Source organism: Brevundimonas sp. 2YAF1, from assembly GCF_052114745.1.
In the GTDB taxonomy this organism is placed as follows: domain Bacteria; phylum Pseudomonadota; class Alphaproteobacteria; order Caulobacterales; family Caulobacteraceae; genus Brevundimonas.
In genome coordinates this window covers 176,431-202,983 of sequence record NZ_JBFRFI010000004.1, presented here as the reverse complement: position 1 = coordinate 202,983, position 26,553 = coordinate 176,431, and the positions used below count along the sequence as shown (strand labels likewise).

At 67.5% G+C, this 26,553-nt stretch carries 24 protein-coding genes; 11 read left to right on the top strand and 13 right to left on the bottom strand.

Features of this window, described 5'->3' with window-relative positions:
• Window positions 1-95: 95 nt before the first annotated feature.
• Window positions 96-2,138 (bottom strand): TonB-dependent receptor, encoded by a 2,043-nt coding sequence (locus AB4Y68_RS07855; protein WP_441454954.1) that lies wholly within the window; start codon window positions 2,136-2,138, stop codon window positions 96-98.
• Between the two features lie 136 nt (window positions 2,139-2,274).
• On the opposite strand from AB4Y68_RS07855, the gene AB4Y68_RS07850 reads away from it, so the two are divergent.
• Window positions 2,275-3,465 (top strand): glycine C-acetyltransferase, encoded by a 1,191-nt coding sequence (locus AB4Y68_RS07850; RefSeq protein WP_441455012.1) that lies wholly within the window; start codon window positions 2,275-2,277, stop codon window positions 3,463-3,465.
• 24 nt (window positions 3,466-3,489) lie between these two features.
• Here AB4Y68_RS07850 and AB4Y68_RS07845 read toward each other — a convergent pair whose 3' ends face one another.
• Both AB4Y68_RS07845 and xrtH read right to left on the bottom strand, forming a co-directional pair.
• Window positions 3,490-4,140: an exosortase H-associated membrane protein gene (locus AB4Y68_RS07845; protein ID WP_441454953.1), complete on the bottom strand. Its 651-nt coding sequence runs from the start codon at window positions 4,138-4,140 to the stop codon at window positions 3,490-3,492.
• Entirely contained in the window at window positions 4,140-4,679 is a 540-nt protein-coding gene (gene xrtH / locus AB4Y68_RS07840; RefSeq protein WP_441454952.1) for an exosortase H, read from the bottom strand. The genes AB4Y68_RS07845 and xrtH overlap by 1 nt, the downstream gene beginning before the upstream one ends.
• A gap of 214 nt (window positions 4,680-4,893) precedes the next feature.
• Between xrtH and tdh the strand changes: the two genes are divergently transcribed.
• A complete protein-coding gene (gene tdh / locus AB4Y68_RS07835; protein WP_441454951.1) occupies window positions 4,894-5,943 on the top strand; it encodes an L-threonine 3-dehydrogenase in 1,050 nt (349 codons plus the stop codon).
• A gap of 60 nt (window positions 5,944-6,003) precedes the next feature.
• Here tdh and AB4Y68_RS07830 read toward each other — a convergent pair whose 3' ends face one another.
• On the bottom strand, window positions 6,004-6,408 hold the full coding sequence (locus AB4Y68_RS07830; protein WP_441454950.1) for a hypothetical protein: 405 nt from the start codon (window positions 6,406-6,408) through the stop codon (window positions 6,004-6,006).
• Window positions 6,409-6,486: 78 nt separating this feature from the next.
• Window positions 6,487-7,518 (bottom strand): DNA topoisomerase IB, encoded by a 1,032-nt coding sequence (locus AB4Y68_RS07825; RefSeq protein WP_441454949.1) that lies wholly within the window; start codon window positions 7,516-7,518, stop codon window positions 6,487-6,489.
• A gap of 86 nt (window positions 7,519-7,604) precedes the next feature.
• Between AB4Y68_RS07825 and rlmJ the strand changes: the two genes are divergently transcribed.
• Window positions 7,605-8,426 (top strand): 23S rRNA (adenine(2030)-N(6))-methyltransferase RlmJ, encoded by an 822-nt coding sequence (gene rlmJ / locus AB4Y68_RS07820; protein ID WP_441454948.1) that lies wholly within the window; start codon window positions 7,605-7,607, stop codon window positions 8,424-8,426.
• On the opposite strand, the gene AB4Y68_RS07815 is transcribed toward rlmJ, so the two are convergent.
• Window positions 8,423-8,740 (bottom strand): antibiotic biosynthesis monooxygenase family protein, encoded by a 318-nt coding sequence (locus AB4Y68_RS07815; protein WP_441454947.1) that lies wholly within the window; start codon window positions 8,738-8,740, stop codon window positions 8,423-8,425. The genes rlmJ and AB4Y68_RS07815 overlap by 4 nt on opposite strands.
• Before the next feature lie 84 nt (window positions 8,741-8,824).
• Between AB4Y68_RS07815 and AB4Y68_RS07810 the strand changes: the two genes are divergently transcribed.
• Window positions 8,825-9,556, top strand: a complete 732-nt coding sequence (locus tag AB4Y68_RS07810; protein WP_441454946.1) for a type 1 glutamine amidotransferase — start codon at window positions 8,825-8,827, stop codon at window positions 9,554-9,556.
• A gap of 88 nt (window positions 9,557-9,644) precedes the next feature.
• Complete coding sequence (locus tag AB4Y68_RS07805; RefSeq protein ID WP_441454945.1) at window positions 9,645-12,143, top strand: ATP-binding protein; 2,499 nt, start codon at window positions 9,645-9,647, stop codon at window positions 12,141-12,143.
• Here the strand turns inward: AB4Y68_RS07805 and hemF are convergent, their stop codons facing one another.
• Complete coding sequence (gene hemF / locus AB4Y68_RS07800; RefSeq protein WP_441455011.1) at window positions 12,144-12,998, bottom strand: oxygen-dependent coproporphyrinogen oxidase; 855 nt, start codon at window positions 12,996-12,998, stop codon at window positions 12,144-12,146.
• A gap of 178 nt (window positions 12,999-13,176) precedes the next feature.
• Here hemF and AB4Y68_RS07795 point away from each other — a divergent pair, with 178 nt between their 5' ends.
• A complete protein-coding gene (locus tag AB4Y68_RS07795) occupies window positions 13,177-14,454 on the top strand; it encodes a dipeptidase (RefSeq protein WP_441454944.1) in 1,278 nt (425 codons plus the stop codon).
• A gap of 128 nt (window positions 14,455-14,582) precedes the next feature.
• Here AB4Y68_RS07795 and AB4Y68_RS07790 read toward each other — a convergent pair whose 3' ends face one another.
• The gene (locus AB4Y68_RS07790; RefSeq protein WP_441454943.1) at window positions 14,583-15,041 is read right to left on the bottom strand and encodes a tRNA (cytidine(34)-2'-O)-methyltransferase; all 459 of its coding nucleotides are present in this window, start codon (window positions 15,039-15,041) and stop codon (window positions 14,583-14,585) included.
• A 195-nt stretch (window positions 15,042-15,236) separates the two neighbouring features.
• On the opposite strand from AB4Y68_RS07790, the gene petA reads away from it, so the two are divergent.
• The 5 genes from petA (at window position 15,237) to AB4Y68_RS07765 (ending at window position 21,523) form a co-directional block, all read left to right on the top strand.
• Window positions 15,237-15,797, top strand: coding sequence for a ubiquinol-cytochrome c reductase iron-sulfur subunit (petA, locus tag AB4Y68_RS07785; RefSeq protein WP_441454942.1), 561 nt, complete (start codon window positions 15,237-15,239; stop codon window positions 15,795-15,797).
• Between the two features lie 17 nt (window positions 15,798-15,814).
• The gene (locus tag AB4Y68_RS07780; protein ID WP_441454941.1) at window positions 15,815-17,113 is read left to right on the top strand and encodes a cytochrome b; all 1,299 of its coding nucleotides are present in this window, start codon (window positions 15,815-15,817) and stop codon (window positions 17,111-17,113) included.
• Between the two features lie 5 nt (window positions 17,114-17,118).
• The gene (locus tag AB4Y68_RS07775) at window positions 17,119-17,994 is read left to right on the top strand and encodes a cytochrome c1 (protein WP_441454940.1); all 876 of its coding nucleotides are present in this window, start codon (window positions 17,119-17,121) and stop codon (window positions 17,992-17,994) included.
• 144 nt (window positions 17,995-18,138) lie between these two features.
• A complete protein-coding gene (locus tag AB4Y68_RS07770; protein ID WP_441454939.1) occupies window positions 18,139-19,800 on the top strand; it encodes a M28 family metallopeptidase in 1,662 nt (553 codons plus the stop codon).
• A gap of 112 nt (window positions 19,801-19,912) precedes the next feature.
• Window positions 19,913-21,523 carry a M28 family peptidase gene (locus AB4Y68_RS07765; protein WP_441454938.1) on the top strand — a complete coding sequence of 537 codons (1,611 nt, stop codon included), beginning with the start codon at window positions 19,913-19,915 and terminating at the stop codon, window positions 21,521-21,523.
• Window positions 21,524-21,589: 66 nt separating this feature from the next.
• Here the strand turns inward: AB4Y68_RS07765 and ychF are convergent, their stop codons facing one another.
• The 5 genes from ychF to AB4Y68_RS07740 all read right to left on the bottom strand — a co-directional run bounded on the left by ychF (window position 21,590) and on the right by AB4Y68_RS07740 (window position 26,410).
• A complete protein-coding gene (gene ychF / locus AB4Y68_RS07760) occupies window positions 21,590-22,687 on the bottom strand; it encodes a redox-regulated ATPase YchF (RefSeq protein WP_441454937.1) in 1,098 nt (365 codons plus the stop codon).
• 213 nt (window positions 22,688-22,900) lie between these two features.
• Entirely contained in the window at window positions 22,901-23,374 is a 474-nt protein-coding gene (locus tag AB4Y68_RS07755) for a copper chaperone PCu(A)C (protein ID WP_441454936.1), read from the bottom strand.
• A gap of 8 nt (window positions 23,375-23,382) precedes the next feature.
• Window positions 23,383-23,895, bottom strand: coding sequence for a YcnI family copper-binding membrane protein (locus tag AB4Y68_RS07750; RefSeq protein ID WP_441454935.1), 513 nt, complete (start codon window positions 23,893-23,895; stop codon window positions 23,383-23,385).
• Window positions 23,896-23,905: 10 nt separating this feature from the next.
• Entirely contained in the window at window positions 23,906-25,975 is a 2,070-nt protein-coding gene (locus AB4Y68_RS07745; RefSeq protein WP_441454934.1) for a TonB-dependent receptor family protein, read from the bottom strand.
• Between the two features lie 78 nt (window positions 25,976-26,053).
• Window positions 26,054-26,410 carry a hypothetical protein gene (locus AB4Y68_RS07740; RefSeq protein WP_441454933.1) on the bottom strand — a complete coding sequence of 119 codons (357 nt, stop codon included), beginning with the start codon at window positions 26,408-26,410 and terminating at the stop codon, window positions 26,054-26,056.
• Window positions 26,411-26,553: the final 143 nt, after the last annotated feature.

Below are 26,553 nucleotides of genomic sequence, written 5' to 3'. Positions count from 1 at the left end.
GCGGAAAAGTCACAGCAGAGCTGACAGGCCTGTTCAAACGCACGAAGGGGCGGAGTCCGTCGGACCCCGCCCCTCTATTTTCGATCGGCGTGTCTCTAGAAGCGGGTGCGGACGCCCAGCTCCAGGTTACGGCCCCGCTGGGGCGCGACTTCGGCCAGGAAGGAGGCGTGGTTGAACGCCAGTTCGTCCAGAAGATTGGTCCCGCGCAAGAAGACCTGCGACTTCATTCCGCCCAGTTCGACGTCATAGGCCACGGTGGCGTTGACCATGTTGAAGCCGGGCGTCTCGTGCTCAAAGGCGGCGATGTCGTTCTGCTTGAAGGTGCGGCTGTATTCCACGTCGCCCGACCACGGGCCCGAGAAGGCTTCGGCCCGCACGCCCAGACGCGCCGCCGGGATGCGGGGCAGGTTGCCGCCGTCGCCCTTCAACTGGCCGCGCACATAGTCGCCGAAGACGGTGGCCGACAGCCACGGCGTCAGTTGCTGACGGACCTCGCCCTCCAGACCGGTGAAGGTCGCGTCGGACTGGCTGTAGCGGATCAGGCGGAAGTCCTCGACCTGGTCCAGCGTGCGGGCGAAGATGTAGTCGTCATAGATGTAGTGATAGGCGCTGACCGAGCCGGTGGTGGCGCCGGCGCTCTTGCGAAGCGTCAGCTCCAGCGCATTGGCCGTCTCGACCTTCAGGTCCGATGAGCCGATCTCGAAGGTGTTGGTCGCCAGGTGGACGCCGTCGGCATAAAGCTCCTGCGCCGAGGGGGCGCGCTGAGAGCGCGACAGCGACACGGCGCCGGTCCAGCCGGGCGTGAAGTGCCAGACCGCCGAACCCGAGATCGAGAAGGGCGAGTGGTCCGCGTCGGGCAGGGCCAGGGCCGAGGCCTTCTGCCATTCCTGACGCGCGGCGCCCTCGAAATGCCAGTCGCCCAGTTCGTATTCCTCCATCACGAACAGGCCGGTGTTCTTCGTCGTGCTGGGGGCCAGGAAGCTTTCCTCGCCGACGGCGGCGAAGTCGCTCTTGCTCAGTTGCAGACCGACCACGCCCTTGAGCCCGGCGACCGGCTTGTGCTGGACCTCGACTCGGCCGTCGTAGCCCTGATTGGTGAAGGTGGTCGAGACGACGCCCTGATCGCGTTCGTCGTGCCGATAGTCGGTGTAGCCGGCGCGCAGACGCACGTTCTCGACGCCGGGCAGGGGATCGCTCAGTTCGCCGCGCACATCGACGCGGCGGCTTTTCAGCCGGACCTCGGGGACGTCGTGGCCGGCGTCGCCGCCGCCATGGTCGTGACCATCGTCGGCGTCGCAGTGCAGTTCGTCGCCGTGCGGGTGGCAGCCTTCGAACTGGTGCTCATGCCCGGCCAGGCCGTAGCGGCTGGTCTGTTCGGTGTAGGCCGCGCCCAGATAGCCGCGCGACCCGATGTACGAGGCGCCGAGCGTCGCCGTGGAGGTCTCGTTGTAGGAGCCGTCCAGGCGCGGTTCGGCCTGGTCGGGAACCTTGTAGTCGTCGGTCTTGCGGGCGGCGGCCTCGACGCGGACGGCGAAATGTCCGGCGCCGACGGTCAGGCCGACCACGCCGGCTTCTTCATTGTCCACCGACCCCAGCCGGAATTCGGCGACGCCCTCGCCGCCGTCGGCCGGAACGCGGGTGGGGATCTTCTTGTCCAGCAGATTGACCGCGCCGCCGATGGCGCCGCCGCCATAGAGAAGCGCCGAGGGGCCGCGCAGGATTTCGATGCCTTCCAGCAGCAGGGGTTCGCCGGAGATGGCGTGGTCGGGCGAGACTTCCGAGGCGTCCATCAGGCCGGCGCCTTCGCTCAGCACCTTGACGCGCGGGGCGGCCTGACCGCGCACCACCGGGCGGCTGGCGCCGCCGCCGAAGGTGTCGGAGTTGACGCCGGGGATGCCGCTCAGCGTGTCGCCCAGGGTCGACTGGCGACGGTGGACCAGTTCGTCGCCGCTCAGCAGGGCGACGTGCGAGCCGACGTCGTCGCCGGCGCGGCCCAGCGGCAGGGCGTGGACCACGACTTCAGGCACCACGGTGACGGCTTCCTGCGGATCGGCGGGGGCGCCCGGATCGGCGGCCCAGGCGGCGTTCGACAGCGCGGCGGCGCCTGCGGCGGTGAGCAGGAGAGTCTGAAGTCGCATGGTACGCATCCCCGTTACAGCGAAGATGACGTGATATGTTATAGTATATCATTGCGCAAGCGTCCGGGTGCTGGGGCGAACCTGGGGCTTCAAAACAGCGCGGATTCGGCGTAGCGGAGCGCACATGACCCAGAATATGAATTCGGTCTTCTATGACCGCGTCTCCGCCGAACTGGCCGACATCGACGCCCAGGGCCTGACCAAGCCCGAGCGCGTCATCGCCTCGCGTCAGGGGCCGGTGATCTCGGTCAACGGCCGCGACGTCCTGAACTTCTGCGCCAACAACTACCTCGGCCTCGCCGGCGACGAGCGCGTGACGCAGGCCGGGATCAAGGCGATGGAGAAGTGGGGCGCCGGAACGGCCTCGGTCCGCTTCATCTGCGGCACGCTGGAGATCCATAAAGAGCTGGAACGCGCCATCGCCGACTATCTCGGCTTTGAGGACACGATCCTGTTCGCCGCCGCCTTCGACGCCAACGGCGGCATCTTTGAACCCCTGTTCGGGGCCGAGGACGCCATCGTCTCCGACAGCCTGAACCACGCCTCGATCATCGACGGCGTGCGCTTGTGCAAGGCCAAGCGCTATCGCTTCAATACCTCCGACATGGCCGACCTGGAGGCCCAGCTGAAGCAGGCCCGGGCCGACGGCGCGCGCGAGATCATCATCGCCACCGACGGCGCCTTCTCGATGGACGGCTACATCGCCAAGCTGAAGGACATCCGGGCCCTGGCCGACCAGTACGGCGCCCTGATCATGGTCGACGACTGCCACGCCACGGGCTTCCTCGGCGACAAGGGGCGCGGCTCCTACGCCCATCACGGCGTCGAGGTCGACTTCGTCACCGGCACCTTCGGCAAGGCTCTGGGCGGCGCCATGGGCGGCTTCATCTGCGCCAAGGCTAACGTCGTGGCCCTGCTGAAGCAGCGGGCGCGCCCCTACCTCTTCTCCAACGCCCTGGCCCCCGCCGTCTGCGGCTCGTCGCTGGAGGCCATCCGCATCGCCGCGGGCGAGGAGGGCGACGCCCTGCGTACGCAGCTGTTCGCCAACGCCGCGCGCTTCCGCTCGGCCATGACCGAGGCGGGCTTCACCCTGCAGCCGGGCGAGCACCCGATCATCCCCGTCATGCTGGGCGACGCCAAGCTGGCGCAGGATATGGCGGCGCGGATGCTGGAGCTGGGCGTCTATGTCATCGGCTTCAGCTTCCCCGTGGTGCCGCGCGGTCAGGCCCGCATCCGCACCCAGATGTCGGCGGCGCACACCTTTGAACAGATCGACGCCGCCGTGGCGGCCTTCACGCAGGCGGGCAAGGAGTTGGGGGTCATCTGACCCCCGGTCTGCTTTCGGGCAGCCTCACGACTTTAGGCTGTCGTCGGCCATGACGACGGATCGGCCCGCCGGATTGAGCGCGGCCCACAGCAGCACCGTGGCGATCAGCGGCGCCACCGACATGCCGATGTAGCGGCCGATGATGGCGATCTGGGCCACGATGGCGGGCAAGGGCGGCTGATCCAACGGCGGCGCCCCCCCGGCGCTCGGCGGGGCCAGGGCGGGGTTCAACTGCGCCGCCAGATCGCCCCAGATCAGAGCCGTCAGCGATAGGGTGAACAGCAGCGTCAGAACCAGGGTCGTGACGACTGCCGCCTTGAGCGGGTGCGGCGTGCGCGGCGGCGCGGTCAGGAAGGCGACCGCCAGCGGGAAGCCGAGCAGCAACCGCCGGATCGCCGTCTGCGCCACGTCATAGTTTACGGGAACGCCGCCGCTGGTCAGGCGGGTGCCGACGGTCCAGCCGCCATCGGCGGCCAGGCTGATCTCGCCGGTCAGTCCCAGCAGGCGGAACACCAGACCCGCCACCGGTCGCAGTCCCGCCGCCGCCAGATCGGCGCCCCACAGCCACCACGGCGGCAGCAGCAGGATGAACATCCCCAGCGACCACAAGCCGAAGCGACGCCGCGCGGCCTCTTCCGGCGTGGGGGCGCCCAGGGTTTCGAACCAGGCGGCCATCAGGCGGCTTCCTTGGCGGTCTTGGGAGCCTTGCCGGGCTGACGGCTCTGCCAACGGGTCCAGAAGAAGAAGACCAGCAGGCCCTCCAACCCAATCATCGCGTCCCAGACATAGTGGTGGAAGAACTCGAACAGGGATTCCGACCCGCGCGACAGATAAAGCAGACTGAGAATCCGCAGCAGGTTGACCAACTGAAGCGCAGCCACCCCGGCGGCGGCCCCGATCAGTCCGTCGCGCAGGCGGCCTGGAAAGGCCAGGATGGCGGCGATCAACAGGGCGCAGACTTCGACCGCATTACAGCCGGCCAGCACCTGCACCGCGCCATGCCCGTCGGAAAAGCGCAGGATGTCGCCCTGCGCCAGCACCCGGCTGTCGAACGGCTGCAGCACCAGGGCGCAGGCATTGACCAACAACTGGGTGAAGGGCTGGACGAACAGCCGCTCGGCCCATGGCGTGGCCAGGACGCTGAACAGGGTCACGGCCAGCAGGGCGAACAGGCCCAGATACTGGACGGCAGGGGATTTGAAAAAGCGCGGCATGACTTGGCGAAGCGTCCACTAGGGGTTCGGCGGGCGTGCGGGCCAGCATCCGGATCACCGTCGCTAGCCGATTCACGGTCGCGCGCACAGGTCTGATCGTTACGGCGTTATGGGGCGGGTTGGCCGCTCCGCAGGGCGAAGTTTTCGCCTGGGCCGCTTGCGGTCCTCGTCAAGGCGGCCTAGCGGCTGCGTCTGACCAACAGGAGCACGATCCATGACCGCAACCATGAAGGCCCTGGCCAAGATGAAACCGGCCGAGGGGCTGGAACTGATCGACGCGCCCATCCCCGTCGCGGGCGACGAGGACGTGCTGATCAAGGTGCACCGCACCGCCGTCTGCGGCACCGACATCCATATCTGGAACTGGGACGAGTGGTCCCAGAAGAACGTCCCGGTCCCCATGATCACCGGCCACGAGTTCGCCGGCGAGATTGTCGCCATCGGCAAGGATGTGGATCGTCGCCTCAAGATCGGTCAGCGCGTCTCGGCCGAGGGCCACGTCATCGACCTGAACTCTGAAGCGGCCCGCGCCGGTCACTTCCATCTCGACCCCGCCACGCGCGGCATTGGCGTGAACCGTCAGGGCGCCTTTGCCGAATACGTCGTGGCCCCGGCCTTCAACGTCATCGAGCTGCCCGACGACGTGCCCTATGAGATCGGCTCGATCCTCGATCCGTTCGGCAACGCCGTGCACACGGCGCAGCAGTTCGACCTGCTGGGCGAGGACGTCCTGGTCACCGGCGCCGGTCCCATCGGCATCATGGCCGCCGCCGTGGCGCGCCACGCGGGGGCCCGCACCGTGGTCCTGACCGACATCAACGACTACCGACTGGAACTGGCGCAGAAGGTCGCGCCGGGCGTGCGGACGGTGAACACCACCCGCGAAGACCTGCACGACGTCATGAAGGAACTGGGCCTCAAGGTCGGCTTCGACGTGGCGCTGGAGATGTCGGGTTCGCCCATCGCCTTCAAGCAGTGCGTCGACACCCTGATCATGGGCGGCGGGCTGGCCCTGTTGGGCATTCCGGCCAGACCGACCGAGACGGACTGGGGCACGATCATCCTGAAGGCCCTGACCATCAAGGGGGTCTATGGCCGCGAGATGTTCACCACCTGGCGCAAGATGCTGGGCCTGCTGAAGGCCGGTCTGGACCTGACGCCGCTGATCACCCACCAGATGCCGTTCGAGAACTACCGCGAAGGCTTCGAGGCCATGAAATCCGGCAAGTCCGGCAAGGTGGTGCTGAACTGGGACAAGGCGTAACCGCCTGACGCCCGATGATATCGGCCCCCTGTTCGACGAGGACAGGGGGCCTTTTTCGTATCAGGCCGCAGCCGTTCGGTCGCCGGTGGCGCGGAAGACGATCACGGCGAACAGGAACATCGACGCCAACGTCAGGGTGGTGCCGACCATCAGGCCGATATTGGCGGCGGCCTGCATCCCGGCTGATCCCAGCAGCTTGGCGGCCAGGGCGGGCATGAAGACCAGCAAGCCGATCACGGCCACCCAGAAATGGACCGTCGGCAGCCGCCCCAGCGCCGCCCCCGGCTGAACCCGGTAGAACAGGCCGTAGAGGGCCATCGACACCCAGCCGAGCAGGTTGATGTGAGCGTGAACCGGCGCGGCGACGAACTGTTCCGTCACGCCCATATAATAGCCCAGACACATGCCGATCAGGGCGAAGACGACGGCCAGCCGTAGGAAGCGGTTGGAAAGGCGATAGTCCATCGGCGTCCTCCTCGTTCTTCTTATGGTCTGGGTTTCGGCGTTAGGCGAATAACGACGGTTCTTCAATCGAAACAACCGCTATTTTTCGCTCGCCGTCTGCAGCAGGCTGATCAAGGCGGCGTCAAAGTCTGCGGCGTCGGGATCGGGCAGGACATCGGCCAGATCGCCTCTCCGAAACCGCTCAAACACCAGGGGGTGCACATAGGCGCTGCGGCACACGGTCGGCGTATTGCCCAGCAGACCCGAGACCGTCTTCACGCAGATGGTGATCTTCTTCTTCGCGTCCCCGGGCGAGGACGGGGGCTGAATCTCGCGCAGGGTCCGCGCGGCCGACGCCGTGCCGGCCCAGGTGCGAAAATCCTTGGCCGAGAATTCCGCGCCCATGGCTGCGCGGATATAGGCGTTCACGTCGTCCGAGGTGACGGGGTAGAGGCGGCCCTGATCGTCGCGGTATTTGAACAGATGCTGGCCCGGAAGATCGCGCAGCGCTCGAACCACGCTGGACAGCCGCCGGTCGCGGACGCTGACGTGGTGCTCGACGCCGCTCTTGCCCCTGAAGGCGAAGATCAGGGCCGCGCCGTCCACTTCCAGATGACGCTTGTGCAGGGTGGTCAGGCCGTAGTGGCGGTTGGCGCGCGCATACCGTGCGTTGCCGACCCGGATCAGGGTTATCTCCAGCAGGCGCACGGCGGTCGCCAGCACCTTGGCCTTGCAGGGCCCCTCAAGGGATAGGTCCGCTTCGATCTGACGCCGCAACCCGGGCAGGGCGAGGGCGAAGGTCGGCAGGCGATCGAACTTGTCGCTGGCGGCGTGGGCCGTCCATTCGGCGTGATAACGGTATTGTTTGCGCCCCCGGGCGTCGCGTCCCGTCGCCTGGACGTGGCCGTTGGCGCGCGGACAGATCCAGACGTCTTCCCAGGCCGGTGGAATGGCGAGGGCGCGGATGCGATCCAGCACCTTCGGATCCTGGATCGTCACCCCGTGCGGGTCGCGATAGGTGAAACCCTGACCGGCGCGGCGGCGCTCGATCCCAGGACTGTCGTCGGCGCACCAGCTCAGACCCTCAGGAATATCCGTGGCGCTGGGGCCGTTGGCGGAGCCGTCGGGCATGGTGGATTCCTCACCGCTGCCAGCCAACGGGCTGGATGCCAGAGCGTTCCTCTTGACCTCGCGCCTTTGGCGGAGGACGAGCAGGCATGAATTATCGCCACAGCTTTCACGCCGGAAACTTCGCCGACCTGGTCAAACACGCCCTGGTCCTGTGGCTGCTGAAGGAACGCCAGCAGAGGGGACCCGTCACGGTCATCGACACCCACGCGGGCGCGGGCCTCTATGACCTGTCCGGCGACGGCGCGCGGTCCAGGGAGGCCGAGGCGGGCGTGGCGCGGCTGATGACCGCCGAGGACCGGCCGCCGTTGATCGAGGCGCTGGCGGCCGAAGTCGCCGCCTTGAACCCCGACGGCGGGGCGCGCTTCTATCCGGGGTCGCCGCTGCTGATGGCCCGCGCGCTGCGCGACGGCGACCGTTATGTCGGCTTCGAGTTCCATCCGCCGGTTCAGGAAATGCTGGCCGAGGCCCTGGCCGACTGGCCCGCCGCCGAGGGGCATGAAGGCGACGGCTATGCGGAGGCGCTGAAGGCGGCGCGGAGCGCCAAGGGGCCGCTGGTCCTGATCGACCCCCCGTTTGAACGACCCGACGACTATCTGCGCTCGGCCGAGACCGCTGCCGCCATCCTGCGCCATGACCGCACGGCGACCGTGGCTATCTGGACCCCGCTGAAGGATATGGAGACCTTCGACGGCTTCATTCGTCGCCTGGAAGAGGCCAAGGTCGGCCGGGTGCTGGTCGCCGAGGCGCGTCTGCGGCCGCTGAACAACCCGATGAAGATGAACGGCTGCACCATGACGGTGGTCAACCCGCCCTCGGGGGCCGAGGCGGCGGCTGCGGAAATCTGCGGCTGGGCGGCTCAGGCTCTGGGCGATGCGGGCGCGCGGGCCGAGGTCTGGACCGCCGGCTAGGCCCCGACGACCTCGCCCGGCTCATAGAGGTGGGGCTCGAAGGTGGCGATGGCCAGGATCGGCCCCATGGCGGCCATCACGTCGGGATGACGGGTCATCGCCTTCCAGTGGCCGGGGCTGGCCCAGACGGCGTGGTTGGCAATCACGCGGCCGTTCAGCCCCCGATGCAGGGTGGCGGTGACGAAGCCCGGCAGGGCGCGCTGCACCTGCGCCAAGGCCGTCAGGTGCGCCATCAGGTCTTCCTGACGGCGGGCGTCGCATTTGAAGATATTGATCAGGACGACCGGAGAATCGTCGTTTGCGTCGGCGGACATGAGGGGCGGCCTCGTTGCAATCGCCCGACTTCTACCTCAATCCAGAGGGAGACGCTTTCTTCTCCTCGCTGGAAAACGCCGAACATGACCCGTATCGCCATTCTCGAGACCGGCCATCCGCCCGAGCATCTGCGCGACACCTTCGACGACTATCCCGCGCGCTTTCGGGCCCTGCTGGGCGAGAACGTGCCGACGGAGCGGTTCGACGTGCAGGCGGGGCATCTGCCGGACGATCCTTCGGCCTTCACCGGCGCCATCGTCACGGGTTCGGCGGCGGGGGTTTATGACGACCTGCCGTGGATCTCGCCCCTGGTGGACTGGCTGAGGGCGGCGCGGGGGCGGACGCGGCTGCTGGGCATCTGCTTCGGCCATCAGGTCCTGGCCCACGCCTTCGGCGGCAAGGTCGAGAAGTCGCACAAGGGCTGGGGCGTCGGCCTGCACCGCTATGACGTGGTCAGCCGCGAGCCCTGGATGCACCCCCGCGTGGCGTCCATCGCCATCCCGGTGTCGCATCAGGATCAGGTGGTCGAGACGCCGAGCGACGCCCGCGTGATCGCCTCCAGCCCCTTCACGCCCTATGCGGGTCTGGCCTGGGGCGAGGACGCCGTCAGCTTCCAGTGCCACCCGGAGTTCCAGCCCGCCTACGCCGCCGCCCTGGTCGAGGGTCGCCGGGGGCATCGCATCCCGCACGATCTGGCGGATGAAGCGCTCTTGAGCCTCGAAGGGCCGAACGACCGGGCGGTGCTGACGGCCTGGATCCGCGCCTATCTGCTGCTGACGCCGCCGCCGCTGGAGGGCGAGGGCAGCGGCATCTGATCAAGGCCAACGTCCGATTTCATCGGACGGCGCTAAACCTTGTTCAACCTATGACGTGCAAGGCTGGGGCGGTCAGTCTGGAAACGTCATGTCTTCACTCAAAGTCGCGTGCACCGCGGCCGTCGCATTGTTGTTCAGCGGAACGGCGACGGTCGACGCCGCGCCGCAGGTGCGCTCGGTCGTGGATCTGGCGCAGGCGCTGGAACAGCGCGCGGCCAGGACGAATTTCGCCGAGTTGGAAGCGTTCGGCCAGGATGCGCTCAAACGCCATGACCGCGAGGGGCTGAACCGTCTCTATCATGTGACTTGGACCCTCCTGAATCAGGGCGAATTCGAGCGCGCGGCGGTCTGGAACCGACGGCTCGAGCAGAAGGCGAAGGCGCAGCGCGATGACCGCTATGTCCAGATCGCCCACCTGAACACGCTGACGGCGCGCTATGATCAGGGTGATCTGACGGTCGACGTCGAACTGCATCGTATCGCCGAGACGACCGATGACTGGTTCGTGAAGGCCCACGCGGCTCGCCTCGCCGCCCTGACCTTGGTGGATCAAGACCGCGTCGGGGAGGGGCTCAGGCTGCTGACCCTGGCGGAAGCCGATATCCCCGACAACGACCCCTTCTCCCAAACGGCGCACGCGGGCCTGTGGGAAGTGACCGGCATGGGGCTGATGAAGCTGAACGACGTGGTCGGCGCGGCCATGGCCTTCCGGCGCTTCGAGATCGACTATTCCAATCCCGACTATCCAAGGCCGGATTTCGACAGCCTCTACAACCTGACCAAGATGGCGGTGCAGGTGGGTGATCTGAAGAGCGCGCAACGCTATTACGCCGCTCACCATCGCCTGGCGCAGCGGGCCGGGCTGGAAAGCCTGTCGGTCTATGACGCCAGCCTTTGCGCCGCCGTGGCCGACGCTCGTCAGGAACCGCGCGAGGTTCTGGCCTGCCTTGAGCCCTATGGCGAACGACTGGGCGTCGCCGCCTTTCTGGCGCGGGACGTGCTGCCGCTGCGGGCGGTCGCCCGGGCGCGCACAGGCCAACTGGATGCCGCCCGTCGGGATCTCGAAACGCTGCGGCGGTTGGATATCGAGAGCGGGGTCGATTCCCAGGTCGCCCTGGTTCAGGCCGAACTGCTGTTCGCCAGCGGGCGAGCGTCCGAGGCCTACGAGATGCTGCGTACCTATGAGCGCGACCGCGAGGTCCAGGCCGCGCAGCGCTTCAGTTCGGGCATCCGCCAGGTCACGGGCGACATGCAGGAACAACTCGCTGAGCGCCGACGTCAGCTAGAGACCGCCCGCGCCAACACCGAACTGCAGCAGACGGTGATCCACTGGCAGAACTGGATCGTCGGCATCGGCGTCCTCTTCATGCTGTCGGCGCTGGCCACTCTGACCTGGCAATGGCGGCAGGCGAAACAGCTTCGCAGCGCCCGTCGCCGCGCCGAGGACGCCAACCGCGCCAAGGGCGAGTTCCTGGCCAACATGAGCCACGAGATTCGCACCCCGCTGAACGGGGTGGTGGCGATGGCCGACGCCCTGGGCCAGCGCGATCTGGCGCCCGAAGAACGCGAGATGGCCGACGTCATCCGCTCGTCCGGCGTGACGCTTGAGCGATTGCTGTCGGACATTCTGGACACCGCCCGGATCGAGTCCGGCCAGGTGACGATCGAGCAGGCCCCGTTCCATCTGGGGCGCACGGTCCATGATGTGATCGCTCTATGGCGCGTGCCGGCCGGGGAGAAGGGGGTGGCTCTGGTCGCCGATGTCCACCCTTCACTTCACGCCGAGGTCGTGGGCGACGCCGTGCGCGTCCGCCAGATTCTGACCAATCTGGTCAGCAACGCCCTGAAGTTCACGACCGAGGGCGAAGTGGCCCTGAAGGTCGAGCCCGGCGAAGAAGGCCGTGTCCGCTTCACGATCCGGGATAGCGGCGTGGGCTTCGACGCCGAGCAGAAGGCCCGCATCTTTGGCCGCTTCCAGCAGGCGGACGGCTCGATCACCCGCCGGTTCGGCGGCACGGGGCTGGGGCTGGCGATTTCGCGCGAACTGGCGACTCTGATGGGCGGCGCGCTGGAATGCGAGAGCACGCCGGGGCAGGGCGCCGCCTTCTGGTTCGAAATCCCCCTGCCGCCGGCCGTCGGCGCGGAGGGCGCTGCAAAAGAAGCCGCGCCCGCAGCCGATGTCAGGGCCCGCCCGCTGCGCGTGCTTCTGGCCGACGATCATCCCGCCAACCGCAAGGTGATCGAGGTCATGCTGTCGGCGACGGCGATGGATCTGGTGGCGGTCGAGGACGGCCGTGCGGCGCTGGATGTTTTCACCCGCGGCGATTTCGACCTGGTGCTGATGGACATGCAGATGCCGGTGATGGACGGTCTGACCGCCACTGCCGCTATCCGCGCCTTCGAGGCGCAGAACGCCCGTACGCCGACGCCGATCCTGATGCTGACCGCCAACGCCATGGCCGAACATGTCGAGGCGGGGCGGGCGGCGGGCGCGGACGGCCATCTGACCAAGCCGCTGACCCTGGCCGCCCTGTTCGACGGGATCGCCCGCGTGATGGCGCTCAGCGAGCGCGCAAAGGTCGCCTGATCAGGGCCACTTCACCACGGGCGGCATGGAGCTGAGGATCGACTCGACGTTGCCGCCGGTCTTCAGCCCGAACATGGTGCCGCGGTCGTAGAGCAGGTTGAACTCGACGTAGCGGCCGCGGCGGATCAGTTGTTCCTCGCGCTCCTCGGGCGTCCAGGCCTCGGTCATGCGGCCCGCGACGATCTTCGAATAGATGTCGAGGAAGGCCTTGCCGACGTCCTGGGTGAAGGCGAAGTCGCGGTCCCAGTCGCCGCTGTCGTGGTGGTCGTAGAAGATGCCGCCCGTGCCGCGCGGCTCGTTGCGGTGCGGCAGGAAGAAGTACTCGTCGCACCACTGCTTGTACTTGGCGTGCCAGGCCGGGTCGTAGGAGTCGCAGACCCCCTGCATGGCGGCGTGGAAGGCCTCTGTGTCCGGGTGGTCCTGACGCCGATCCGCGTCCAGCACGGGGGTCAGGTCGCCGCCGCCGCCGAACCAGGTCTTGGTGGTCGAGATCAGGCGCGTGTTCATGTGCACGGCCGGGACGCGCGGGCTGACCGGGTGGCAGATCAGGCTGATGCCGGTGGCGAAGAAGCGCGGGTCTTCCTCGGCGCCGGGCACGTTCTTCGCATAGTCGGCGGGGAAGGTCCCGTGGACGGTCGAGCAGTGGACGCCGACCTTTTCGAACAGGCGGCCGTGCATCATGCCCATGACGCCGCCGCCGCCTTCCTTGCGGTCCCACGGCGTGCGCACGAAGCGGCCCGGTTCGCCGGGGAAGAGATCGGCGGGGGCGGCGTCTTCCAGGGCCTCGAAACCGGCGTGAATCTGATCGCGCAGGGTCTCGAACCAGACGCGGGCGCGCTCGCGATGTTCGACCATCAGGGTGGGGGTCTCTTGGATCATCAGGGCTTCAACCATGACGGGCGGCCTTTGTGAACAGTCCGGGGTGAGCGCTTCATGCCCGCCGGGACGAAAGACGGCCTTGATCCAGATCAGACCCGGTTCCCATGCCGCGTCGCCTGTGCCAGCGTGGCCGCAACAGTTTTGAGGGGACCCCATGATCCGCACCGCCTTGCTCGCCGCCGTTTCGCTCGCCGTCCTGGCCGGACCCGCCCTGGCCCAGTCGCAAGGCAGCAATGATGCCGCAGGGCAGGAGCGGGTGCTTCAGATCCTGCGCCGCACGCCGCTGATCGACGGCCACAACGACCTGCCCTGGGCCCTGCGTCAGGGGTTTGGGAACGACCCCTATCGCGTTGATCTGACGACCAATCTGGAGGCGACGACCCGTCTGCACACCGACATTCCGCGTCTGCGCGCCGGCGGCGTGGGGGCTCAGTTCTGGTCCGTCTATGTCCCCGCCAGCCTGGAACCGGTCGAGGCGGCCAAGGCCACGTTCGAACAGATCGACACGGTCAAGCGCATCGCCGCCGCCTATCCCTCGGTGTTCGAGATCGCGACCACCGCCGACGACATCGCCCGCATCCACAAGGCCGGAAAGATCGCCAGCCTGATCGGCATGGAGGGCGGCTATTCGATCGACGATTCGCTGGGCCTGCTGCGCGAGTTCTACGATTCGGGGGCGCGCTACATGACGCTGACCCATTCCAAGACCACGACCTGGGCCGACAGCGCCACGGACGCGCCGAAGTGGGGCGGGCTGTCGCCCTTCGGCGAGCAGGTGGTCAAGGAGATGAACCGTCTGGGCATGATGGTGGACCTGAGCCACGTGTCCGAGGAGACGATGCTGGACGCCATTCGCGTGTCGACGGCCCCGGTGATCTTCTCGCACTCGTCGGCGCGGGCCGTGACGGCCCATCCGCGCAACGTGCCTGACGCGGTCCTGCGTATGATGCCGGCCAACGGCGGCATCGTCATGGTGACCTTCGTGCCGGGCTTCATCAGCGAGGCGGTGCGCGCTTCCGGCGCCGCGCGTTCGGCCGAGATGTCGCGGCTCACCGCCCTGAACCCCGGGGATCCCGATGCGGTGAAGGCGGGCATGGACGCCTGGACCGCCGCCAACCCGGCGCCCCAGGCCTCGATCGACGACGTCGTGGCCCACATCCAGCACGTCCGCGATGTGGCGGGGATCGATCATGTCGGCCTGGGCGGCGATTTCGACGGCGTCGACAGCCTGCCGGTCGGGGTCGAGGGGGTGGACGCCTATCCGCGTATCCTGGCCGAACTGATGCGTCGCGGCTGGTCGGAGGCCGACATCCGCAAGATCGCGGGCGAAAACCTGCTGCGCACGATGCACGGGGTCGAACGGGCGGCGACAGCTCAACGCGGCGAGCGGCCCAACCTGGCGCAACTGCCGAACGACGGCGCTCCGGAGTAAAAGACTACAGTTCCGCCTTCTTCCGTTCACCCCGGCGGACGCCGGGGCCCAGTGAGAGCTTCGCGCGCTGCGTTTGTGGCCAAAGTACTGGACCCCGGCGTCCGCCGGGATGAGCGGAGTGGGGGGCGTTACGCCCGAACGGGCAACCCGCCCGTCTGACGCAGCCCTTCCCATAGGGCGATCCCCGCGCTGACCGACAGGTTCAGCGAGCGGGTTTCCGCACGGATGGGGATGAAGACTCGAGCGTCGGCGGCTTCGTGGACATAGTCGGGGGCGCCGGCGCTTTCCTTGCCGAAAAGAAGGATGTCGTCGGGCCGGAATTCGAAGTCGGTCAGGGGCGTGGCCCCCCTGGTCGTGAACAGGACCAGCCGACCGGGGCCGCGATCACGCAGGAAGGCGTCCCAGTCATCGTGGCGGGTCATATGGCTGAGCGGACCATAGTCCAGCGCCGCGCGCTTCATGGCGCGGTCGTCGAAACGGAAGCCGACGGGCTCGATCACGTGCAATTCCACGCCGAAACAAGCGCTCTGACGGATACAGGCGCCCACATTCTGCGGGATGTCAGGTTGAAAAAGGGCGAGACGCATTCTAAGGCCCTCATACGCGCGGGGCGGGGTCTTGTCGCGGTCTTTGTTGCGATTGTTTCGCAAGTTGCGTCAGCACCTTGCGCGGATGGACCGCAAGTCGAGGACCGCAGGGCATAACGACCGTTCCGCAGGACGATCATGCCGACGGCCATCCCACTCCCGGGACGGGCGATCGGGACTGCAGAGGTGAGACGCGTGGCCGAATCGGTCGTGACTGCTGAAGGGCCTGATGGCCAACACGGGGGCGGTGACGCCACCCGCCGCGACTTCATCCACATCGCCGCCGGCGCCGCCGCGGTCGGTGCGGGCGTGATGGTGGCCTGGCCGCTGATCAACCAGATGAACCCCGCCGCCGATACCCTGGCCCTGGCGTCGATCGAATTCGATCTGACCAAGGTTCAGGAAGGCCAGCAGGTCGTCATCAAGTGGCAGGGCAAGCCGGTCTTCGTGCGCTACCGCACGCCGGCCGAGCTGAAGCGCGTCATCGCCGACGATCATTCTCCGGATCTGAAGGATCCGCAGACGGACGCCGAGCGGACCAAGCCGGGCCACGAGCAATATCTCGTCGTCATCGGCTCGTGCACCCACCTGGGCTGCGTTCCGACGTTCGGTTCGGGCGATTACGGCGGCTGGTTCTGCCCCTGCCACGGCTCGCACTACGACGCCTCGGGCCGTATCCGTAAGGGACCGGCGCCGAAGAACCTGGTGGTGCCGGCCTACGACTATATGTCCGACACCCGCGTCAAAATCGGCTGAGGACGGACCGAGGACCCATGAGCGATCACGAATCCACATACGTCCCCAAGACCGCGATTGAGCGGTGGATGGACACCCGCCTGCCGATCATCCGCTTCGGCATGGACTACGCAAACCTGCCGACCCCCCGGAACCTGAACTACTGGTGGACCTTCGGCGGCATTCTGGCCCTGTGCCTGATGACTCAGATCATCACCGGCATCGTGCTGGCCATGCACTACACGCCGAACACGGCCCTGGCCTTCGAGTCGGTCGAGCGCATCATGCGCGACGTCAACGGCGGTTGGCTGATCCGCTATGTGCACGCCAACGGCGCGTCGATGTTCTTCATCGCCGTCTATCTGCACATGCTGCGGGGCCTCTACTACGGCTCCTACAAGGCGCCGCGCGAGATGATCTGGATCATCGGCTGCGTGATCTTCTTCCTGATGATCGCCACCGCCTTCCTGGGCTACGTCCTGCCCTGGGGCCAGATGTCCTTCTGGGGCGCTGAGGTCATCACCAACCTGATCGGCGCCATTCCGGTCATCGGCGAGCCGATCCTGATCTGGCTGCGCGGCGGTCCGGCGATCGACAACGCCACGCTGAACCGCTTCTTCTCGCTGCACTACCTGCTGCCGTTCGTCATCGCCGGCTGCGTGGTGCTGCACCTCTGGGCCCTGCACGCCGCCGGTCAGAACAACCCGGTCGGCATCCTGATCCCGAAGGACCGCGAGAAGAAGGACATGCTGCCCTTCCACCCGTACTTCACGGTCAAGGACGGCTTCGCGATCATCCTGTTCCTGATCATGTTCGCGGTCTTCGTCTTCTATCAGCCGGACGCCCTGGGCCACGCCGACAACTATATCCCGGCTAACCCGCTGCAGACCCCGGCCCACATCGTTCCCGAATGGTACATGCTGCCGTTCTACGCGATCCTGCGCGCCATCCCCGACAAGTTCGGCGGCGTGGTGGCCATGTTCGGCGCCATCGGCGTGCTGTTCGTCCTGCCCTGGCTGGACACGTCCAAGGTGCGCTCGATGCGCTACCGTCCGACGATGCGCACCTGCTTCATCATCTTCCTGTTCGTGTGCTTCGGCCTCGGCTGGTGCGGTGGTCAGCTGCCGGACGCGCAAGTGATCCCGGGCATGCCCAGCTTCACTCTGTTTGACGGCCAGCTGAACTCGTACCTGTGGCTGACGCGTCTGCTGACGGCCTACTACTTCATCTTCTTCCTGGTGCTGATGCCGGTCCTCGGCCTGCGCGAGAAGCCGTTGCCGGTTCCGGCGACGATCTCGGAGCCGGTTCTGGCCGCGAACGCCGAGCAGAAGGGCTGAGCGCGATGATTTCCAACGAGAAGAAAACCGTGTCCTTCCGCAAGATCCTGGTTTCCCTGACGGCCGCTGTCGGTCTGGTCGCCATCGCCGCTCCGGCGATGGCCTCGGGCGGGGCCAAGCATCCGCGCGACGGCGGCTTCAGCTTCGAAGGGCCGTTCGGCACCTACGATCAGGGCCAGCTGCAGCGCGGCTACAAGGTCTATCGCGAGGTCTGCTCGTCCTGCCACAGCATGAACCTGATGCATTTCCGCAATCTGGGTGACAAGCACGGACCGTTCTGGAACCCGGAATATCCGAACCCGAACGACAACCCGGTCGTGAAGGCCCTGGCCAAGGAACTGCAGGTCGCGGACATCGACAGCGAAACGGGCGAGGCGCTGATGCGCAACGCCACCACCGCTGACAAATTCCCGGCGCCCTATCCGAACGCCACGGCGGCTGCGGCGGCCAACGGCGGGGCGGCTCCGCCCGACCTGTCGGTCATGGCCAAGGCCCGTCACGACGGCGCCAACTACATCTACTCGCTGCTGTCGGGCTATGGGACCCCGCCGGCCGGCCTGGAGATGGCGTCGAACCAGCACTACAACCCCTATATGGCGGGCGACCTGACCCCGTTCTGGAAAGGCAAGGGACACGTTCCCCCGGGCGGCTTCATCGCCATGCCCGCGCCGCTCCAGAACGGCCAGGTCACCTATGACGACGGCACCAAGGCCACCGTCGACCAGATGGCCAAGGACGTCGCCGCCTTCATCGCCTGGACGTCCGAGCCCAAGGCGACCGAGCGCAAGCAGATGGGCTTTGGCGTGATCATCTTCCTGCTGCTGTTCGCAGGGATCACCTACGCCAGCTACCGCCGCATCTGGAAGGGCGTCGCCCACTAAGGGTAATGCCCCATCGAGACGAGATGACCCGCCGGAGCGATCCGGCGGGTTTTTTCGTGCCTGGACGCGGGGGCGCCCGCATCGACACTGGCGATTTCGGCCTCTACGGTCCCGGCCTCTGTATCGTCGAGGGGTTTTGCCGCCATGCGTTTGATGTCGTCCGCCGCCGTCCTGATTTTCGCCGCTTCGCTTGCGGCCTGCGCCACCCCCGGTGAGAACGCGAATGCGCCGTTCGCTCCCCGGTTCGAGGCGGCGCGCATCTCGAACGACATCAAGGTCCTGGCCGACGACAGCTTCGAGGGCCGCGGAATCGCCACCCCGGCTGAAACCAAGGTCATCGATTACCTGAGCCGTCAGTATGCGGCGGCGGGCTTCGCACCGGGCGGCGAGAACGGCGGCTGGACCCAGTCGGTGGCGCTGAACCGTTTCACCGTCTCCAACGTCAGCGGCCAGATCAAGGTCGGCGGCTGGTCGCAAAGCCTGACCCAGGGCCAGCAGGCCACGATCACTACGCGGCTGCCCGGCAACGGCGTCGACCTGCGCGGCAAGCCGCTGGTCTTCGTCGGCTACGGCATCAACGCGCCCGAGCGCCAGTGGAACGACTTCAAGACCGACGTGCGCGGCAAGGTCATCGTCGTCCTGGTCAACGACGCCGATTTCGAGGACCCGTCGCTGAACACCTTCGGCGGCCAGGCCATGACCTACTACGGGCGCTGGACCTACAAGTACGAGGAAGCCGCCCGCCAAGGCGCGGCGGGCGTGCTGATCGTCCACGAAACCAAGCCCGCCTCCTATGGCTGGACCACGGTGGCCAACTCCTGGGCCGTGCCGCAGTTCGACATCGTGCGTCAGAACCCCTCGGCCGAGCGCGTGCCGATGGAGGCCTGGATCCAGCGCGACGTGGCCGTCGACCTGTTCCGCCATGCCGGGCTCGATTTCGAGCAGGAGAAGATCAAGGCCCGCAGCCGCGACTTCCAGCCGGTCGAGCTGGCCGGCGCCACTATCGACGCCAAGTTCGACGTCAAGACCGATCGCATCACGACCCACAACGTCGTGGCCAAGCTGGAAGGCACGACCTACCCGGACGAGACCATCCTCTACACCGGCCACTGGGACCACATCGGCATGGGCGAGCCGGACGCCAACGGCGACCGCATCTTCAACGGCGCCGTGGACAACGCCTCGGGCACGGCGGGCCTGCTGGAACTGGCGCGTCAGTGGGCGGCCGGACCGCCCCCCGAGCGCACCATCGTGATGATCAGCTTCACCGGCGAGGAAAGCGGCCTGCTGGGGTCGGAATACTACGCCGCCAATCCGCTGTATCCGCTGGAGACGACGGTGGCTGGCTTCAATCTGGACGCCACCAACGTCCTGGGGCGGATGAGCAAGCTGGGCGTCACGGGTTACGGCCAGTCCGATCTGGACGAGCGGGTCATCGCCCTGGCGGCGGCGCAGGGCCGAGGCTTCCAGGGCGACGCCAACGCCGGCGCGGGCATCTATTTCCGCTCGGACCACTTCCCGCTGGCCAAGCGCGGCGTGCCGATGGGCTATCTGTCCTCGACGGGCGACTATGTCGATGAGCCGATCGCGCCGCGTCTGGCTGCGGCCGCCGAATATCGCGCCAATCGCTATCATCAGGCCGCCGACGCGTGGGAGCCAAACTGGGACTATCGCGGCATGATCCAGGATCTGGAGGTCGTCTTCCAGGCCGGTGAGGCCCTGGCCAACAGCCGCGACTGGCCGCAGTGGAAGCCCGGTTCGGAGTTTGGCCCGGCCCGCACGGTCAGCGACGCGCGTCGCAAATAGGCGGGGTCTGTTCGGCCTTCGCGGAACATGACAAAAATGTAAGGGGCGGTCTCGCGAGAGGCCGCCCTATTACTTTGCGCGAAACGCCCCGGGGGAGGGCGAGGGAGTCACCATGCATTGTCGGTTCATCAGCGGCGTCGCCGCCACAGCCCTTCTGCTTGCCGCCGGCGCGGCGGCGGCCCAGGACTTTTCGGCCCAGCGCCTGTCGGACGAAATCCGCACCATCAGCGCCGACGACTTCCAGGGCCGCTATCCCGGCACGGACGGCGAGAAGAAGACGCTGGACTGGCTGCAAGCCCAATACGAAGCCATGGGCATGGCGCCCGGCGGCCCCAACGGCCAGTGGCTGCAGGACATCGACCTGAAGCGCTACACCCCCGTCCCTGACGCCGCCAAGGCCAGTTGGACCGGCGCGGACGGTCAGGTCCATGCCCTGACGCCGGGAACCGACATCACCCTGCGGGCGGTCAGCAATGACGGCAAGGCGGCCATCGCCAACGCGGGTCTGGTCTTCGCCGGCTTCGGCATCCATGCGCCCGAGCGCGGCTGGGACGACTACGGCGGCCTCGACGTGGCGGGCAAGGTGGTCATCGTCATGGGCGGAGAGCCCGACGGCGACCTGTTCAACGGCCCCTATGCGACCAACTACCAGTCCGCCGCCTACAAGGCGGATGAGGCCAAGCGCCGGGGCGCGCTGGGCGTCATCACCGTGTCAAAGGCGACCGCGAACGACGCTGCGTGGACCCGTATGGCGCAGGCCAACGGCCGCACCCGCACCCTGACGCCGGGCGCCGCGGACCTGGAGTTTTCGGGCGCGATCAACGCCGACACGGCCAAGGCCCTGGGTCTGGACATGGCTGAACTGGCGGCGCGGCTCGGCACGGGCGATTTTCGCGCCTTCGCTTTGCCGGGTCTGACCTTGTCGGTCGAGACGGCCGAGACCATCGACACCCTGCGCACCCACAATCTGCTGGCCAAGATCCCGGGCGCCAAGCGTCCGAACGAGACCATCGTCTATTCGGCCCACTGGGACCACGTCGGCGTCAACGAGCACGCGGCGGGCGACGACAAGATCTTCAACGGCGCCTGGGACAACGCCTCGGGCACCATCGGCGTGCTGGAGATGGCGCGTCAGCTGAAGGCGGCGCCCGCGCCCGACCGCACCATCGTCTTCGCCCACATGGCGGCCGAGGAAATGGGTCTGATGGGCGCCTACGCCTATGCCGCCGATCCGGTCTATCCGCTGGAAACGACGGTGGCCGACATCAACATCGACATGCTGCCGCTGTCGGGACCGACCCGCGACGTGCCGATCTTCGGCAGGGGTCAGAACAGTCTTGAGGACGACCTGCAGGCCCTGGCCGCGAAGGAAGGCCGCTATGTCTCCGACGACGGCCAGCCGGAGCAGGGCTTCTACTACCGCTCCGACCACTTCCCCTTCGCCCGTTCGGGCGTGCCGGCCCTGATGCCGTGGCACGGCGTGGACTGGGTCGACGGCGGCAAGGAGGCCGGTCTGGCGGCGTGGAAGGCCAAGTTCGCCGCCGACTACCACAAGCCCAGCGACGAATGGTCCGCCGACTGGGATCTGCGCTCGGCGGTCGAGAACCTGACCCTGCTGTACCGACTGGGTCTGCAACTGGCCAACAGCCACGAATGGCCGACGTGGAAGCCGACCTCCGAGTTCGGCCAGGTGCGGGCGACCAGCGACGCCGCGCGCAAGTAGCCCAAACGCAAGCAAGGCCGCCCGAGGGGCGGCCTTGCAGCAGTTCGCAGCTGAGGCGGTGAAGCCCTAGTTGTTGAACAGGAAGTGCATCACGTCGCCGTCCTTGACGACGTAGGCCTTGCCTTCGGCGCGCATCTTGCCGGCTTCCTTGGCGCCCGTTTCGCCCTTCAGAGTGACGAAGTCGTCGAAGGCGATGGTTTCGGCGCGGATGTAGCCCTTTTCGAAGTCGGTGTGGATCACGCCGGCGGCTTGCGGGCCGGTGGCGCCGACAGGGATGGTCCAGGCGCGGGCTTCCTTGGGGCCGACTGTGAAGTAGGTCTGCAGGCCCAGCAGTTTGTAGGCCTCGCGGATCAGGCGGTTCAGGCCGGGCTCTTCCAGACCCAGGGTCTCGAGGAACTCCTTTTGCTCCTCGTCGTCCAGGACGGCGATTTCCGACTCGATCTGGGCCGAGATGACCACCGAGTTGGCGTTGTCCTCGGCGGCGCGCTTGGCCACCAGGTCGGACAGGTCGTTGCCCTTGTCGGCCGAGGTCTCGTCCACGTTCGAAACGTAGAGGGCGGGCAGGGAGGTCAGAAGCTGCAGCATGTGCCACGCCTTCTCGTCTTCCTTGTCCACCTGCGCCACGCGGGCCGGCTTGCCGGCGCGCAGGGGCGTCAGGGCCAGATTGATCAGCTTCAGCGTCTGCTGGGCGTCCTTGTCGCCGCCCTTGGCCTTCTTCTCGACGTTGACGACCCGCTTCTCGAGGCTTTCGAGGTCGGCCAGCATCAGTTCGGTCTCGATGATCTCGAGGTCCGAAATGGGGTCGATGCGGTTCTCGACGTGGGTGATGTCGTCATCGACGAAGCAGCGGGCGACGAAGGCCACGGCGTCGCAGTCGCGGATATTGGCCAGGAACTGGTTGCCCAGGCCCTCGCCCTTGGACGCGCCGCGCACCAGGCCGGCGATGTCCACGAAGGTGATCCGCGAGGGGATGATCTCCTTGGACCCGGCGATGCTGGCCAGCACCTCCAGGCGCGGCTCCGGGACCGCCACGTCGCCGGTGTTCGGCTCGATGGTGCAGAACGGATAGTTGGCGGCCTGAGCCGCCGCCGTCTTGGTCAGGGCGTTGAACAGGGTGGACTTGCCGACATTGGGCAGGCCGACGATCGCGACTTTAAGAGCCATGGTGTTCCTCGTGAGCGCGAGCCTTTAGCGGGTTCGGGGGTGTTTGTCAGGTGCGGGCGCATATCGAGCTTTCCTCCCCATTTCATGGGGAGGTGGCGCGGCGGCGAAGCCGACGTGACGGAGGGGGCGACTCGACGGCTGACGTCAGCGCCGCCCCCTCCACCACTTCGTGGTCCCCCTCCCCACGCGTGGGGAGGAAAGTCGCTTGGCGTCTTACTCCTCGGAATCGACCACCGGCGGCTGCTTCACCGCCGCGTGCACCCCAATGGGCGGCGCCTTCTCGAACGTCAGGGTGAAGGAGGCGATGCCGCCGTCGACCAGCGGATCGCGCAGGCCCATCAGCATGATGTGGGTTCCGCCCGGTTTCAGCTCGACCTTCTGACCGGCGGGCAGGGGCAGGCCGTCGGGCAGGTGGCCCATGCTCATGACGCCGTTTTCGGTCTTCATCTCGTGGACCTGGGCCGACTGGGCCATAGCCGTCGAGACGCTGACCAGCCGGTCGTCGGAGCCCGCTGTCAGGGTGACGTAGCAGCCGCCGACCTTGGCCCCGTTCGGCGTCGGCCGGCACCAGGCGTCGGCGACCGTGACGGTTCCGGGCGCGGCGACGGAGGTCTCAGCTGGCTTTTCCGCAGGCTGGCCGCAGGCGGTCAGGGCGAGCAGGGGAAGGGCGGCGAGAAGATGTTTCATGCTTGGTCTCAGTGCTGATGGGCGCCGGACGTCGCCGGCAGGAGAGTGAGGACAGGGGCGGGATGGGCGGCGTCGGCGCCGTCCCAGGCGACCGACTGGTCGCCGCAGGTCTGGGTCACGGCAAACGCCAGATCGCCCGGCGTCGACGGCAGGGCCATCAGCAGGGCGAAGTCATCGAACTGGTCCGGCGGCAGGACGCCGGTCCAGGTCACGGTGCGGATGCGCTCCGTCAGCGGCTTGCCGTGATCGGACAGCGGCGGATCGACGGGTTCGCGCCCGAAGCTGATGCTCCAGCTCGGCTTGGGCTGGGGACGCGCCGTGGGCACGGCGTCGGGCAGGCGCACGGTGACGGCCGTGGTCGCCGCCTCGCCGCAGCCGTGGCCGATGCGGAAGCTCGCGGCGTGATAGGCGCCGGCTGCGGCCTGACGCTCGGTCAGGACCACGTGGGCCGAGGCCGTCATTGGCGGCAGGACTGCGACCAGTGTCGCCGTCAGGGCGGAAAGGCGTTTGATCGGGTTCATCGCTTTCTCCTCAATAGGCCAGTCGCAGGCCGACGAAAACGGACCGGCCTTCGCCGGGGAAGAAGACGCTGGTGGAGGCCGTGCGGGCGTCGGTTACGGCCGAGAACTCGCCGACGTAACGCTCGTCGGTCAGGTTTCGGGCGTCGATGAAGACCGACAGGCCTTCCCGGACGTCAAAGCCCGCCGCCAGACCCAGCAGGGCGTAATCGGGCGCCTGCATGGTGTTGGCGTAGTCGACGAAGGGCTGGCTGATCCGCCATTCGACCGAGGGGGTGACGAAGAGGCCCGAGGGATGACGCCAGGTCAACTCGGCCCGGTACTGATGCTGAGGCACCACCGGAAGGCGGTTGTCGCCCCAACGCGCGTCGCCGTCGAAGCGGAAGTCGCTCCAAGTATAGGTTTGGCGCAGCAGCAGGGAACCGTCCGCCAGTTCGACAGGCAAGCGCCAGTCCAGACCGGCTTCGATGCCCTGATGGATCGTTTTGTCGGCGTTGAAGGTGGCGGGCAGCTGATCCGCCGCGATGGTGAAGTTCAGAAGCTCGCCCTCGATCTGGCTGCGATAGGCGGTCAGGTCCCAGGCGAAGGGGCCGCGTCTTCCGCGCGTGCCGATCTCGGCGGTCCAGGCGTCCTGAACCTCGACCGGGGTGAAACCGGTCTGCGCCTGCACCAGGGCGCCATAGGCCGGGGGCTCGACCGAGCGCGTGACATTGGCGAAGACCTGCGATCCGTCCGCCGCCTCCCACAACAGACCCAGACGGGGCGAGAACCAGTCGTAGTCGACGCTGTCGTCGTTGGTCGGGTTCAGCCGGTCGGCATAGTCGCGCGTGGCCCGGCCCCAGGAACCGCCCGCGACTAGCGCCAGCCGGTCGGTGACGAACAGCCGCCCCTCGGCGAAGACGTCCAGCCCCGTGGCCTGTTGCAGGCCGTTGGCGGTCAGCGCCCCGCGCTTGCCGCCGACATTGACGTAGCGCAGGGCGTCCAGATCGCCGTCCCGCCAGCTGAAGCCGTAGAAGGCGTCGGCGCGCAGGCCCGCGACCTGCCCCGTCCAGTCGATGCGGCCAAAGGCGCCCCTGGTCCGGCTCTCCTGATCCACGACCTGAAAGATCGGGTGATAGAGCGACTTCTCCCAGCCCCAGATGGCGCCTTCGAACAGGGTGGCGTCGGTCAGCCGCCAGCGGGTCTGCAGCGTCAGCCGCTTCAGCGTCTGGTCGCGGGCGTTGTCGTTGAGGATGTTGTTGGCCGGAGCCATGCGCGGGGTTTCCAGCGCCTGCTTCAGCGTCAGGGAACCGGGAACCGACTGCTGGATGTCGGCGGCCTGGGCGATCAGGCGCACCTCGCGGTCCTGACCGAAGGCGCGACCAACGTTGAGGGTCAGACGGCCCTGCGACTGGTCGCTCTGCTGGCGATAGCCGTCGGTCTTCATGCCCGAGACGGCGGCGAAGACGTCCCAGTCGCCGTGCTCGCGCGCCAGCTCGGCGTGCACCCGATACGTGTCGTAGCTGCCGTTCTCGAGTTGCAGGACGTTGTCGTGCAAGGCCGTGCGGCCGGTCGGCGTGACCAGGTTGATCGCCCCGCCCAGCTGCGCCCCGCCAAAGCGCAGGGTGTTCGCCCCCTTCCATACCTCGATGTAGCGGGCGCTCAGGGCGTCCACGCCCTGAAAGTCGGAGAAGCCGTCGGCGTCGGCGAAGGGCACGCCGTCCTGGGCGAACAGGACGCCGCGTTGGTGGAAGCCCTGGGCCACGCCCGAGCCGCGAATGGAGAGGCGACTTTCCTCGCCATAACGCTTCTGGGCCAGGACGCCGGGGACGTTGCGCAGGGTGTCGGCGAAGCCCTGGGCGAAGCGGTCGGCGTAGCTCTCGGCCGAGACGACGGCCACGGCGCCGGGGGTGCGGCTGAGGCGGTCGCGCGCCTCGGCCACGACGGCGGGGTCTTCGGCGTTGCGGCGGCCGGTGACGATGATGCTGTCGACGACGGTGACGGGACCGTCAGCTTCGGGCCGGTCAGCGGCGAAGGCCAGGCTCGGCGCCACGCAGGCGCCGATCAGCAGCGCGTACGGCGCCGCGGTGGTCTTGAAAGACATGGAAAGCAGTCCTGAAAACAGAGGTGCGATCGCGGGCGTCGTCATTGGACGCGCGCGAGGGGCAGAGGTTTCTGGTTTTCAGGCGTGGGGAGGGGCGGTCGACGGCGGGCGCGGCGGGGCGCGGGCCGGAGGCGGGGGGCTGACGCGGAAGGGCGCATAGGCGACGGGCTCGACCGTGCGGACGACCGGGGCGGGCGTCGGGGCGGGCGGTGCGGGCAGGGCGGCCAGCAGCGGCATGACGCAGGCCGCGCACTTGGCCCCGACGTGTTTGCTGACGGGGCCGTCGACGCCGCCGACCTGGATCGTCTGGGGCCCTTCGGCCGAGCAGATGACGATGGGCTGGCCCGGAACCGAGGCCGCCAGCGCCGCGAACGGCAGCAGGGTTCCGATCACGATGGCGAACGTCGCGGCCAGGAAGGCCAGCGAGCGCGTCATCGACCAGTTTTCACTCTGGGACCGGGTCACGGCCGGGGGCTTAACCCTTCCCACAGCGTGAAGCTAGAGCGACGGAGCGCCGCGCGCCCCCGACGCGACGGCTGATGTTTGCGTCTGCCCCCCATGTCATGGGGAGGAAAGCA

Excerpts from the sequence above, each read along its gene's own strand:
- AB4Y68_RS07855 (WP_441454954.1), bottom strand. The coding sequence starts at position 2,138 with ATGCGACTTCAGACTCTCCTGCTCACCGCCGCAGGCGCCGCCGCGCTG.
- AB4Y68_RS07850 (WP_441455012.1), top strand. The coding sequence starts at position 2,275 with ATGAATTCGGTCTTCTATGACCGCGTCTCCGCCGAACTGGCCGACATC.
- AB4Y68_RS07845 (WP_441454953.1), bottom strand. The coding sequence starts at position 4,140 with ATGGCCGCCTGGTTCGAAACCCTGGGCGCCCCCACGCCGGAAGAGGCC.
- xrtH (WP_441454952.1), bottom strand. The coding sequence starts at position 4,679 with ATGCCGCGCTTTTTCAAATCCCCTGCCGTCCAGTATCTGGGCCTGTTC.
- tdh (WP_441454951.1), top strand. The coding sequence starts at position 4,894 with ATGACCGCAACCATGAAGGCCCTGGCCAAGATGAAACCGGCCGAGGGG.
- AB4Y68_RS07830 (WP_441454950.1), bottom strand. The coding sequence starts at position 6,408 with ATGGACTATCGCCTTTCCAACCGCTTCCTACGGCTGGCCGTCGTCTTC.
- AB4Y68_RS07825 (WP_441454949.1), bottom strand. The coding sequence starts at position 7,518 with ATGCCCGACGGCTCCGCCAACGGCCCCAGCGCCACGGATATTCCTGAG.
- rlmJ (WP_441454948.1), top strand. The coding sequence starts at position 7,605 with ATGAATTATCGCCACAGCTTTCACGCCGGAAACTTCGCCGACCTGGTC.
- AB4Y68_RS07815 (WP_441454947.1), bottom strand. The coding sequence starts at position 8,740 with ATGTCCGCCGACGCAAACGACGATTCTCCGGTCGTCCTGATCAATATC.
- AB4Y68_RS07810 (WP_441454946.1), top strand. The coding sequence starts at position 8,825 with ATGACCCGTATCGCCATTCTCGAGACCGGCCATCCGCCCGAGCATCTG.
- AB4Y68_RS07805 (WP_441454945.1), top strand. The coding sequence starts at position 9,645 with ATGTCTTCACTCAAAGTCGCGTGCACCGCGGCCGTCGCATTGTTGTTC.
- hemF (WP_441455011.1), bottom strand. The coding sequence starts at position 12,998 with ATGGTCGAACATCGCGAGCGCGCCCGCGTCTGGTTCGAGACCCTGCGC.
- AB4Y68_RS07795 (WP_441454944.1), top strand. The coding sequence starts at position 13,177 with ATGATCCGCACCGCCTTGCTCGCCGCCGTTTCGCTCGCCGTCCTGGCC.
- AB4Y68_RS07790 (WP_441454943.1), bottom strand. The coding sequence starts at position 15,041 with ATGCGTCTCGCCCTTTTTCAACCTGACATCCCGCAGAATGTGGGCGCC.
- AB4Y68_RS07780 (WP_441454941.1), top strand. The coding sequence starts at position 15,815 with ATGAGCGATCACGAATCCACATACGTCCCCAAGACCGCGATTGAGCGG.
- AB4Y68_RS07775 (WP_441454940.1), top strand. The coding sequence starts at position 17,119 with ATGATTTCCAACGAGAAGAAAACCGTGTCCTTCCGCAAGATCCTGGTT.
- AB4Y68_RS07770 (WP_441454939.1), top strand. The coding sequence starts at position 18,139 with ATGCGTTTGATGTCGTCCGCCGCCGTCCTGATTTTCGCCGCTTCGCTT.
- AB4Y68_RS07765 (WP_441454938.1), top strand. The coding sequence starts at position 19,913 with ATGCATTGTCGGTTCATCAGCGGCGTCGCCGCCACAGCCCTTCTGCTT.
- ychF (WP_441454937.1), bottom strand. The coding sequence starts at position 22,687 with ATGGCTCTTAAAGTCGCGATCGTCGGCCTGCCCAATGTCGGCAAGTCC.
- AB4Y68_RS07755 (WP_441454936.1), bottom strand. The coding sequence starts at position 23,374 with ATGAAACATCTTCTCGCCGCCCTTCCCCTGCTCGCCCTGACCGCCTGC.
- AB4Y68_RS07750 (WP_441454935.1), bottom strand. The coding sequence starts at position 23,895 with ATGAACCCGATCAAACGCCTTTCCGCCCTGACGGCGACACTGGTCGCA.
- AB4Y68_RS07745 (WP_441454934.1), bottom strand. The coding sequence starts at position 25,975 with ATGTCTTTCAAGACCACCGCGGCGCCGTACGCGCTGCTGATCGGCGCC.
- AB4Y68_RS07740 (WP_441454933.1), bottom strand. The coding sequence starts at position 26,410 with ATGACGCGCTCGCTGGCCTTCCTGGCCGCGACGTTCGCCATCGTGATC.